The 11241-nt window shown below is 66.0% G+C and carries 11 protein-coding genes and 1 pseudogene; 8 read left to right on the top strand and 4 right to left on the bottom strand.

Annotated features, from left to right (window positions below; all coding sequences use genetic code 11):
* From AC1D2F_RS22545 to AC1D2F_RS22535, 3 genes and pseudogenes are all read right to left on the bottom strand, one after another.
* Positions 1-270: lyase family protein (locus tag AC1D2F_RS22545; protein ID WP_476967757.1), on the bottom strand; the 270-nt coding region annotated here is incomplete at its 3' end.
* 176 nt (positions 271-446) lie between these two features.
* Positions 447-1175: a FadR/GntR family transcriptional regulator gene (locus tag AC1D2F_RS22540; RefSeq protein ID WP_229995625.1), complete on the bottom strand. Its 729-nt coding sequence runs from the start codon at positions 1173-1175 to the stop codon at positions 447-449.
* A 490-nt stretch (positions 1176-1665) separates the two neighbouring features.
* A pseudogene (locus AC1D2F_RS22535) lies at positions 1666-1918 on the bottom strand (Y-family DNA polymerase); the annotation flags it as partial.
* A 359-nt stretch (positions 1919-2277) separates the two neighbouring features.
* Here AC1D2F_RS22535 and AC1D2F_RS22530 point away from each other — a divergent pair.
* Positions 2278-2544, top strand: a complete 267-nt coding sequence (locus AC1D2F_RS22530) for a DUF1876 domain-containing protein (protein WP_229995626.1) — start codon at positions 2278-2280, stop codon at positions 2542-2544.
* Positions 2545-2806: 262 nt separating this feature from the next.
* On the opposite strand, the gene AC1D2F_RS22525 is transcribed toward AC1D2F_RS22530, so the two are convergent.
* Complete coding sequence (locus tag AC1D2F_RS22525) at positions 2807-3733, bottom strand: ribonuclease Z (RefSeq protein ID WP_476967756.1); 927 nt, start codon at positions 3731-3733, stop codon at positions 2807-2809.
* 120 nt (positions 3734-3853) lie between these two features.
* Here AC1D2F_RS22525 and AC1D2F_RS22520 point away from each other — a divergent pair, with 120 nt between their 5' ends.
* The 7 genes from AC1D2F_RS22520 to AC1D2F_RS22490 all read left to right on the top strand — a co-directional run bounded on the left by AC1D2F_RS22520 (position 3854) and on the right by AC1D2F_RS22490 (position 10349).
* The gene (locus AC1D2F_RS22520; protein WP_229995940.1) at positions 3854-4441 is read left to right on the top strand and encodes a cytochrome P450 family protein; all 588 of its coding nucleotides are present in this window, start codon (positions 3854-3856) and stop codon (positions 4439-4441) included.
* Between the two features lie 207 nt (positions 4442-4648).
* Positions 4649-5674, top strand: a complete 1026-nt coding sequence (gene bioB / locus AC1D2F_RS22515; RefSeq protein ID WP_476967755.1) for a biotin synthase BioB — start codon at positions 4649-4651, stop codon at positions 5672-5674.
* 101 nt (positions 5675-5775) lie between these two features.
* Positions 5776-5946 (top strand): biotin synthase auxiliary protein BsaP, encoded by a 171-nt coding sequence (gene bsaP / locus AC1D2F_RS22510; protein ID WP_476967759.1) that lies wholly within the window; start codon positions 5776-5778, stop codon positions 5944-5946.
* 11 nt (positions 5947-5957) lie between these two features.
* Complete coding sequence (locus AC1D2F_RS22505; protein WP_476967754.1) at positions 5958-7319, top strand: adenosylmethionine--8-amino-7-oxononanoate transaminase; 1362 nt, start codon at positions 5958-5960, stop codon at positions 7317-7319.
* An 8-nt stretch (positions 7320-7327) separates the two neighbouring features.
* A complete protein-coding gene (locus AC1D2F_RS22500; RefSeq protein WP_476967758.1) occupies positions 7328-8485 on the top strand; it encodes an 8-amino-7-oxononanoate synthase in 1158 nt (385 codons plus the stop codon).
* Positions 8482-9159: a dethiobiotin synthase gene (gene bioD, locus AC1D2F_RS22495; RefSeq protein ID WP_476967753.1), complete on the top strand. Its 678-nt coding sequence runs from the start codon at positions 8482-8484 to the stop codon at positions 9157-9159. Before AC1D2F_RS22500 ends, bioD begins: the two co-directional genes overlap by 4 nt.
* Positions 9156-10349, top strand: coding sequence for a cytochrome P450 family protein (locus tag AC1D2F_RS22490; RefSeq protein ID WP_476967752.1), 1194 nt, complete (start codon positions 9156-9158; stop codon positions 10347-10349). The genes bioD and AC1D2F_RS22490 overlap by 4 nt, the downstream gene beginning before the upstream one ends.
* Positions 10350-11241: the final 892 nt, after the last annotated feature.

The following is an 11241-nucleotide window of genomic DNA, read 5'->3' as shown; positions in this document are numbered from 1 at the left end:
GTTCATGACGTCGGCGCAGGCTTCCGCGATGGCCGCGGCGCGCTCGGCGTCGAGGAGCCCGAGTTCCTGGTTGGTGCGTGCGGCGGCGAGTTTCACGGCGGCCAGCCCGCGGACCAGGTGCATGTTGGAGGACAGCGGCTGGCCGGTAATGGGGAAGTTCTCCACGGCCCGGAGGGTGTGGACGCCCCAGTAGGCGTCGGCGGGAACATCCCGGTCGCCCAGGAGGTCGTGTTCGGAGCGGGTGTCCGGGGCGGTATGGGCGATAGTCATGGGGTCCTCACAGGGCTTCGTTGACGGGTTTGGACGGTAAAAATCTGGGGCCGGGGCAGGACTGAGTGACGCCGCAGCCGGCACAGTGGGCATGGTTGTTCCCGGCAAGGAGATCGCGCGGGGGTTGCGGCGATTGCAGCGGCAGGGGATGGTGAGTGAAATCCGGGGTTTAGGATCTAGCGCGTATGGCCGGCCCTGGAGTTTCCGCTTCCGGGGACGATGGTGCCCAGGGCGCATTCAACTCCGTGCAAATGCATTCTCATGGCCTGGGATGCCTCCTCGGCTGATCCACTCTCGATGGCAGCGAAAATGCGGGCGTGTTCCTGACCCGATTCCTTGCGCCGGTCAGCCACGAGGTTAAGGGTGTTTGATTGGTTAGCCATGGCGTCGCAGATGTCTGACAGGAATGATTCGAACACGCCATTGCCGCTGCACCGGGCGATGGTCACGTGGAATTCAGTGTTCAAAAGGACCCACTGCTGGAGATCGTCTTCCTCGGACATTTCCCGAAGGATTTCCCGAAGAGCCTCCAGGTCTTCGCTGCTGCGGCGTTGGGCGGCGAGGCCCGCGGCCGGCACTTCCACGTGGGGGCGGGCTTCAACGAGGGCGCTGGCCGAATATTTGCCGAGTTTGAGGTCCTGGGCCACCTTGTCAGCGATCACGAACGTGCCCTTACCCGTGTGGGTGGCCGTAAGTCCCAATGCGGTGCAGGAACGCAGCGCCTCCCTGACCATCGTGCGGCTCACACCGTACTGTTTGGCCAGCGATGCCTCCGAGTCGAGGCGGGTGCCGACAGGGATCTTGCCGCCCTCGATAGCACTGCGGAGGGATGCAAAGACCGCTTCAGCCGCGCCAACGCGTACGACTCGATCTTGCGCAGCTGTCCAGCTGTCCAACAGGTTCATACGAAGACTATGGCACTTGTCACACTGCCCGTCAAGGAAGTCCCGAAAATGACGAAATGGGGGCGGCCTTAGGCCAACTCACGAGGCATCCCAGTTCACACGACGAAGGCACTCCCGCGGTCATCGAAGAGACAGGGACCGCGCTCTTTGCTCTCCGTATCGATGTCGCTGCCGGACCGATTGCCGGGGCAATCCGTGTCCACTGGGACCTCAACACGTAGCCCTGTGACCGTGTCCAGGATCAGCAACGGTATGCCGGGGACCGGTGCGGGGAACGTGGCGACCACGGCCTCCCACCGTAGCGCCGATCGCGACGGGCAAGCTGGGTCGGGGACAAACAGATCAAACAACATTCCCGCCGCGAACTACTACACCCTGGATTTCCACGGCACCAAAGGAGCCCTGGCACCTGCACGTATGGAAGGAAAGCGGCGGCACGCTACATCTGCTGCTCCTCGGATCTGCACTCCGATCAGGCCGCTGCCTGCCTGATGTCCCTGTAGGGTTCGTAGTTGCTGGACACGGCGACGAGGCCCTTTCTCTGGCGCGGGGTTCGACCTTGAACCACGGATCGCCCAGGCCGATGCCCAGAGCCTTGGCCTCGGGGGAGCGGTGACGGCGCAGCTGTAATCGCACGACAGCACGATCAACGGCCCGCCCTGCAGCGCGGGGTTGAAGGGACGCTCGGCCGAGGCATATTAGCAGTTCACGTCCGCATGCGGGATCTCCTGCATGCGCCGCATCGTTGCCGGCCTGGACACGGCAAGCGCCCTCGCCTGGGCACGGACGATGTCCCTGGCTGGCATTCCGGCGGCACGATCGCGGAGCCACTCCGTTCGACCTCGCCAGACTGTATGAGGTCTGATGCTGCCGCGGCGGATCGCCACCGGGGTCCAACCCCCCGGACCAGGAAGCCAGTGCTGATGGACGGCGCCCGACTCTGGCGTCCTCGGTCTGCATGAGGTCTGCGGTCCCGCGTGAGTTGCCTCGTCGTGCGGGGCAACTCAGGGCCTTTGGCGCACGGTTTGCGGGGAAATTTGCGGACCTTGACGGCTTGCCTCGAGCTTGGGATGGTGGAAGTCGGATCGAGGAGGCGGGCACCATGCAAGAGAAAAGCTGGTCGGTGAACATCGTTATCGACGAACATGAAAACCAAACGCGGGCCACGGCGCGATTGAGGGCCGGGAACCGGGCGGAACTGGAGGGTGTCGGGTGGGCCAGGCTGAATCCGGTGGACTCTGATGTCCCGGAGATCGGGGACGAGTTGGCGACCGCACGCGCCCTGGCGGAGTTGGCGCATCAGCTGATCGAAGTCACCGCGGCCGACATCGAGAAAATTACCAAAGAACCTGCACATCTCCGTCCTTAGCCCTGCCATGCCGAGCGTGAGTCCTGCCGGCCGGCTGGAATCCCCGCGCTGAGCTCGGCGGCGCACTCGGTATCATGACCGCCGGAGCCTTGTTGTTCCCGGTAGGCACCTTGTCAGCGAAGTCTTCCCGCGCCCGGCCTGGATCTGCTTCCCACCCCGGTTGCTCCGGGTCGCTCTGGAGGCGCTTCCCGCCCGCCCACCAATAGGTTGTCCCCGGGACTGGGCTCTGCACGATCCTTAGGTGTAATTCCCGCAGACGTCGTTAGGACGCACGACGTTGCGGAAAGGCAATGCGGTCAAGGTCGTTCGCGGCAACCACCCTGGCTTGACCGGCGCGACCCCGGGCCTGCTCGGCGAGAGGGGCAACGTCCCCGTAGCGCGAAGAAAAGTGGGTGAGGACGAGAGTCCCCGCGCCCGCCGATGCGGCCAGCTCGCCCGCCTGCCCCGCTGTGAGATGGCGGAACTGCGAGGCGAGCTCGGCGTCGTCGTCGCTGAATGTGCACTCCGTGACGAGCAGGTCAGCGCCCTCCGCCAGTTCCTCCGCGCCCTGGCAGGGCGCGGTATCCATGACGAAGGCGAAGCGTTGACCGGGACGCGGCTCGCTTACCTCCTCCAGACTCACGCCGCCCAGGTTTCCTTGGCGCATTAGGCGGCCGACGTCGGATCCCGCAATCCCGACTGCCGCGAGCCGGTCAGGAAGGAGTGTGCGCGCGTCGGGTTGCACAAACCGATAGCCATAGGCCTCGATGCGGTGATTCAGCGCCCGGACCTCCAGGCCCGGGGCGATCGGCTCTGAAGTCCTTTGGCGGGGGCCCTCGTGTTCGCCGCCCCCGTAGCCCCCATGTGGATGCAGCCGAAGATCTATGCCCGAGGACGCGACGGACACGAGAGCTCGGACGGTGTCCTCCCCGGAGGCAGGATAGTGCAGGTGGACGGGGTGGTTGACCTTGTCAAGGGCCATGCGGGAAAGGACGCCGGGCAGACCGTAGCAGTGGTCGCCGTGCACGTGCGTGAGGCAGATGCGCGTGATCTGGGAGACGGTAACTCCGGCGTGGATCATCTGCCGCTGCGTACCCTCTCCGGGGTCGAAGAGGAAGTCCTCGCCATCCCACCGCAGCATGTACCCGTTTTGGTTTCGGGTGCGGGTCGGGACCTGCGAGGCGGTGCCGAGGACAACGAACTCACGCATGAAGTCCAGTGTGCCACTCGATGGCGACAACGGGATGGGACTCCGGCATGTTGGGCGCCCTGGTCCCTCCACTCGGTCTGGTTGCGACGCCGCGACCAACACCTGGACAACCTGTGGGCAATGGCCGGCGGCATCATCGACGGACTGCTGGCCGGTTCCACCCCCGGCGGGGCGGTCGAGGTCGACGGGCACCGCGACATCGGCTCGAAGCTTCCGGTGAACTTCTTCCCCGAGGCTTCCGGCATTTCCAAGGAGGGCCGCGAAAACCTGGTGCCCTATGCCGACCACACCTTCAACGCGCTGGGTCCTGACAACGAGCTGGTGGAGCAGGGCAGGTGCAAGGCCGCCGAATACACCGAGTGGGCCACCGCCAAGTGCCAGCGCGACGCCTTGAAGTCCAGCGATGTCACCATCGGCGGCAGCACAATCCCCGAAGCCAGCAGGGTCATGCTGTGCTTCGCGGCGGCAAACCGCGATCCGCGCCGCTGGGAAACCCCGACGAGTTCGACCTCTCCCGCGACCCGTCCGGACACCTGTCCTTCGGCATGGGCATCAACCGGTGCGTGGGCCAGCACGCAGCCCGCCTCCAGGCGGCGTCATTGCTGGAACAACTGGTGCCCCGGATCAAGAGCATCGAACTGGCCTCGGCGATCGAACGCCACTACAACAACACCCTACGTGGCTGGGACTCTGTGCCCCTGCGGTTGACGCTCGCCTAGGCCACGGACATGCAGGGCCACCCTAATCGATCAGGCATGCCCTATTGGCCCTAGGCGCCCGGCCGTCCGGCGGCCCCTCCGGGCGAAACAAACTGTCGCCCCCCTTCTTGTGGGGAACGCACAAAATCCTGCAATCAGCCGGAAACTACTGTCGCCGGTGAGGCATATCCACGAAACCCAGCGAAAAGGACAATCAATGACGATTCAGGCACCTCCCACGGCCACGAGCTATGCAATTCTCGATACTGCCCGCCGGCAGGTCTTCGACGACGGCATCGGCCTCTCCGAGGCTCAACTTGTCGAAATCCTCCGACTGCCGGACGAAGCCCTGCCCGCCGCGCTGCAACTGGCCCACGACGTACGGCTGAAGCACTGCGGCGAGGACGTCGAGGTGGAAGGCATCATCTCCATCAAGACCGGAGGCTGCCCCGAGGACTGTCACTTCTGCAGCCAGTCCGGCCTGTTCGACTCGCCCGTCCGCGGCGTCTGGCTGGACATCCCGGAGCTGGTCAAAGCCGCGAAGGAGACCGCGGCTACCGGTGCCACCGAGTTCTGCATCGTCGCCGCCGTCCGCGGCCCGGACATCAAGCTGATGAACCAGAGCAAATTCGCGATCGACCGCATCAACGAAGAAGTGGAGATCAACATCGCCTGCTCCCTGGGCATGCTGACCCAGCGCCAGGTGGACCAGCTCGCCGAATGGGGCGTGCACCGCTACAACCACAACCTCGAAACCGCCCGCAGCTACTTCCCCGAAGTCGTCACCACGCACACCTACGAAGAACGCCTCGAAACCTGCGCCATGGTCAAGGCCGCCGGCATGGAACTCTGCTGCGGGGCGTTGATCGGCATGGGAGAAACCCTCGAACAGCGGGCCGAACTCGCCGCCCAGCTCGCAGCCCTGGAACCCCACGAGGTCCCGCTGAACTTCCTGAACCCCCGGCCCGGGACACCGCTGGAAAACCAGAGCCTCATGGACGGCAAGGACGCCCTCCGCGCCATTGCCGCCTTCCGACTCGCCATGCCCCGCACCGTGCTCCGCTACGCCGGCGGCCGGGAACTGACCCTCGGTGACCTCGGCACCCGCGAGGGCCTGATGGGCGGCATCAACGCCGTCATCGTCGGCAACTACCTCACCACCCTGGGCCGCCCCGCCACCGCCGACCTTAACCTCCTGGTGGAACTGAACATGCCCATCAAGGAACTCCAGAAGACACTGTGAACCGGGTATCAACGAGCCCAACCATCGGCTCTAATATCGCGGTTTCGGCAGACTCAACCACCAGCTCGGCCACCGCTGAGTTTTGCGGGCACTGCGGCGGGATGTACGCCGGTGGTGCGCTGCCGCCGTCGTACGCTCACCGACAGTGCGAGGAACTGCTGCAGCTGGAACCGCCGCGCTACTGCGCCGCCTGCCGGCGCCGCATGAAAGTACAGGTCACACCGCTGGGCTGGTCAGCAGAATGCTCCCGCCACGGGGTGCTCGCACCATGACGCCCGGTTCAATGACGCAGGATTCCGCGCAGACGGGCCTGATCCAGCGGGACCGCGCACGGTTGTGGCACCCCTACGCACCAGCCTCCCCGAAACTTCCATTGTGGGAGGTCGAAGCGGCCGACGGCGTGCGGCTGCAGCTTCGGGGCGAGGACGGCACACGCCATGAGGTTGTTGACGCAATGTCCTCCTGGTGGTCCGCAATCCACGGCTACCGCCACCCGGTGCTCGACGCCGCCGCACGGCGGCAACTGGAGAGTTTCAGCCACGTGATGTTCGGCGGGCTCACACACGCCCCGGCCGTGGAACTCGCCGAGCGGCTGGTGGACCTGGCGCCGGCGGCACCCGGGAGGCCGGGATTAGAGCGGGTGTTCCTCGCTGACTCGGGTTCGGTGTCCGTGGAAGTGGCGCTGAAGCTGGCGGTCCAGTTCCAGACCGCTCTAGGACAGTCTCAGAGGCAGCGGTTCCTGAGCATCCGCGGCGGTTATCACGGGGACACGTTCGCGGCGATGGGAGTCTGTGACCCCGTAGAAGGCATGCACTCCGCATTCCCGGGTTTGCTCGGCGGCAACGTCTTTGCGCCGCGTCCGCCAGCTGCGGCTTTCGCCACGCCGGAAAGCATACGGGCATGGGTCTCGGAGTTCGAAGAGATCGCGGCCGCAAATTCCGGGGAGCTGGCCGCGATCATCGTCGAACCGGTCCTCCAGGGTGCCGGCGGCATGCATGCCTACCCGGCCGAATGCCTGACGGTGCTCCGGCAGGTGGCGGACCGGCATGGGCTGCTGCTCATCTTCGATGAGATCGCCACCGGTTTTGGGCGGACCGGCGAACTGTTCGCGGCCAATCATGCCGGCGTCGTGCCGGACATCATGTGTGTGGGCAAAGCCCTGACCGGCGGATACCTGACCCTCGCCGCCATGCTCTGCACCGACGACGTGGCCGCGACAGTTTCCGGCGGCCAGGCCGGGGCGCTGCTGCATGGCCCCACGTTCATGGGCAACCCGCTGGCCTGCGCTGTTGCCAATGCCAGCCTTGGCATCATCGCCAACGGCGGCTGGCGAGCCGACGTTGGCCGGATCAACGCTGGCCTGGCGTCCGGGCTGGCCCCGGCTTTGGAACTGGACTGCGTCCGGGACGTCCGCACCATCGGAGCGGTGGGGGTCATCGAACTGCAGGACGGCGTGGACGTCACCGCGGTCAGCGCCGCAGCCATCCGGCACGGCGTCTGGGTCCGGCCGTTCCGGAACCTCGTCTACACCATGCCGCCATACATCAGCACCGCGGCGGACGTTGAGCAGATCACCACGGGCATGACGGCCGCCGTCACCGAAGTCCACGAATGCCTCCCGGCACAGTCCAGGGGGCTGGGATGAGCGTCTCGATGATCAAGTGGCTGGACCGGCAGGCTGAAGTCCGGAACCGCCGGGGCCTGGTCCGCCGACCGCGCCCCCGTGCCGCCGACGAACAGTTCATCGACCTGGCCAGCAACGACTACCTGGGGCTCGCCGCCGACCCGCGGGTCATCGAGGCAGCGGCGGCGGCCGTCCGGCAGTGGGGTGCGGGTGCAACCTCCTCGAGGCTGGTCGCCGGAACCACGCGGCTGCACCTGGACCTCGAGCGGGAACTGGCCATGCTCGCCGGGATGGAATCGGCGCTGGTGTTCTCCTCCGGGTATCTGGCCAACATCGGTGTGATCACTGCGCTGGGCGGCCCCGGGACCCTGATCGTCGCGGATGAGCACTGCCATGCCTCGATGATCGACGGTTTCCGGCTCAGCCGCTCCCGCACCGAATCGTTTACGCACAACAGCGTGGAGGAAGCCGGCCGCCTGCTGGCCGGCCGGTCGGAGCCGCGCGCACTCATCGCCGTCGAATCCGTCTACAGCGTCCTCGGCGACGAAGCACCGCTCGTTGACCTGCTGACCCTGGCCGAGGAATACGACGCCGTGCTGCTCATCGACGAGGCACACAGCCTCGGAGTCACCGGCACCGGCACCTTCCAGGGCCGCGGTTCGGTGGCCGGGACAGCTCTCGCGGGGCATCCGAACGTGATCGTGACGGCGACATTGTCCAAGGCCGTGGGCAGCCAGGGCGGAGCGGTCCTGGGATCCGCGTTGCTGCGGGAACACCTCGTCAACCGGGCAAGGAGCTTCATCTTCGACACCGGTCTGGCGCCCGCCTCCGCCGCAGCGGCCCTCGCCGCAGTTCGGATCATCCGCGATGAGCCCTGGCGGGCCGGATGCGTCCGAACCAACGCTGCGGCGCTTGCCGCCGGGCTCGCCCCTGCCCTGTCCGCCCGCGGCGCAGCCCTCGACCGGACAGCTGGGGCCGTCCAGTCGGTCGCCATGCTGTCCGCCGAATCCGCCCTGACAGCGGCGGATGCCGCGTGGGCCGCCGGCGTCCGGATCGGCTGCTTCCGTCCGCCGTCCGTTCCGGACGGGACTTCGCGGCTGCGGCTCACCGCCCGAGCCACCCTGACACCCGAGCACATCGACGACAGCTGCGCAGTGCTGCGCCGCATTTTGGAGGAACTTCCATGAACCTGCCCGGCATTATCCTGGTCACCGGAACGGACACCGGCGTCGGCAAGACCATCACGACCGCGGCCCTCGCCGCCGCCCTGATGGTAGCGGGGCGCAGCGTCGCGGTGTACAAACCGTGCCAGTCGGGAGCCGCTGCCGGCGATTCCGACGTGGCCGAGATTGTCCGGCTCGCCGGCGCCGTGACGGCGGAATCCGGCGTTGTCCTGAAGGAGCCGCTGGCGCCCGCCGCCGCTGCCGCTGTCGACGGTGCGCCGCTCCCGCGGCTGGCAGTCCACGCCGGGAGGGTCCGCGAGCTCGCCGGCTCCCATGACCACGTTCTGGTTGAGGGCGCAGGCGGACTCCTGGTGGAACTGGATTCCGACGGCAGCACGCTCGCCGACCTGGGCTCGCTCCTGGCGGCGGCGTTTGTGCTCGTCGCCCGGCCGGCCCTCGGCACCCTGAACCACACCGCGCTGACCCTCGAAGCGCTGGCCGCGCGGGATCTTCGGGTCCTTGGCCTGGTGCTCGGGAGCTGGCCGTCCGCCCCTGAGTTTGTCCACCGCAGCAACCGGGAGGTTCTCGGATCGATGCAGGTGCCCTTGCTCGGTGCCATTCCCGAGCGGGCCTCGGAACTGCCCCCGGCAGCGTTCCGGGCCGAAGCGGCGGCCTGGCTGAACGGACTACCCGCATGAACCCGCTGGTGTCCTTGGCTGGATCCATCGCGCCTCAACTGGTTGGCTCCGGCCAGGCGCGCTGCCCGTACATGGTAGTGCGTGACCCGGACGCGGTGCGGGACGTCCTGCACCGGCCCGCCGACTTCAGTCCTGCGAATTCCCTGGTCGCTGTAACTCCTCTGGAAGGGCCTGCCCTTCGTGTGCTGCAGCGCGTGGGCTTTGCGTTGCCGCCGGTGCTGGCCAGCAACGACACCGACACGCATGCCGGGATCCGCAAGGTCGTCGCGGGATTCTTCACCCCCGCCACCGTCGCCGCCATGGAACCACGGATCCGTGGACTGGCCCAGGAAGCGGCAAAGAACGCCGCGGACCAGCTTGGATCCTCGGGTCACGTGGACCTGGTGCAGACGGTCGCGGCGTTTCCTCCGGCGGTGGTAATGCTTGAACTCCTCGGACTGCCCGTCCGGGACCTTACGGATCTCAAGGGGTGGGGCCTTGACTCCATGGAGCTGTTCTGGGGCTGGCCCGACGAGGCCCGGCAACTCGAACTTGCCCACAGCGCCGCAGACTTCTACGTCTGGCTTCGTAAACTCGTAGCAGAATCCAGGACCGCCCCAGGACGCAACCTGTTCAAATCCCTAGCCGAACACGGCCTATCCACCCCTGAAATCTGCTCGCTCGGCTACTTCCTGCTGATCGCCGGACAGGAAACAACCACCCAGCTGATCAGCACCACCCTGTTCCGGCTCCTTAAAGGGTCGGCCCCTGTGGGCTGGAACGACGCAGCGTCCGACGCCGGCTCCAAAACTATGGTCCGGCACGTACTGGCCACCGAATCATCCGTCCCCACCTGGCGCCGTGTGGCAGCCCACGACACAAACCTCGGTGACACTGTAATCCCTGCCGGCAGCGAGATCCTCCTCGAACTTACCGGCAACCAGATCACCTCACCGTCCGGGCAAGAACGCGCGCACATTGTTGGGCAGGCGGACCTGCGGGAGGCGTCTGGGTCCCCGGGCCTGGTGTTTGGGTCAGGCATTCACCGCTGCCTCGGCGCCAAGCTCGCCGAACTCGAGGCGGCTGTCATCGTCCGGGAAACTGCCGCCGCGCTTCCTGGGATACAACTGCATGATCCCGAGCCCGAATGGATCCGGTTCCTTTCATTCCAGGCACCCCGGACGGTCACGGTTGTTAAAGGTCCTCGCTGACCGCACCCACGACCATGGTGCACCCAGTTGTCTACCAGCAGGCGGGTTGCGAGTCGATCATGTTGCGCGGAGGCTGGGCTACAGTATCGACCGGAGCGTTTTCGAGCTTGTCAGAACTCGCCTGGGCCGGCATCCCCGCAATCGGATGCGGTAGTTCGTGGGCTCCGGAAGCGATGAAAATTGGGCGCCTACATTATTTGAGGCGGGACAGAGATCCTCTCGTGGGAGGCTTCGGCGCCTACACCAGCCGGTTGGTTCATGGAGGAGCGAACTTAGTTCAGCATAGTTGGCTGGCCGTTTCGCTGGTTCCCACGCAGCGCTTCGGGCTGCTGGAATGTGGCAAAAAAGGAAGTGTGTACAAAGTACACTTTGGGCTTCGGACTGGGTCGTATGTGGGTCGGATCGGGCCGGAATCCGCATGTTTCCGCGGTTGCCCAGTGTTTGCGGGGGAGGGAATGCAGTTCGAGTCCCACCTCGGGCACAGCATTCCCCCTCGCCAGAGGGGGTTTTGCTTTAAGGTGTGTACATTGACCCTGGTCGGGTCCCTCTGACGCTTGTCGAACGCTTGTCGCGGTCTGTGGCCTGGCCGCCGCGGCGGCCTGTGAAGTTGTGTGGGTGGCGGGTTCAGGGCCCTGGCTGGTGGGCCCTCCGCGTGCTGGGATGTGGGTCATTCGGGTCTCCTTTTCTGGGTTGTTCTGGTGGACGTGGTTGGCCTTGTACCTATTCATGCTGTGGGGTCCTGTTGACGACATGACCTGCGGGGATTTCCTTAGGATGTTTTTCTCCGGAATCCGGGTTTACCGGTGGCTTGGGGGAGGGCTGGTTCCCGTTTGTCCGGCCAAGAGGGGTGTGCACGTTGTCCACACCGGAGTGAGTTTCCTGCCGTAGCTGC

This window comes from Arthrobacter sp. P1_B3, assembly GCF_056406615.1.
This window is presented reverse-complemented; position numbering and strand designations above follow the sequence as displayed.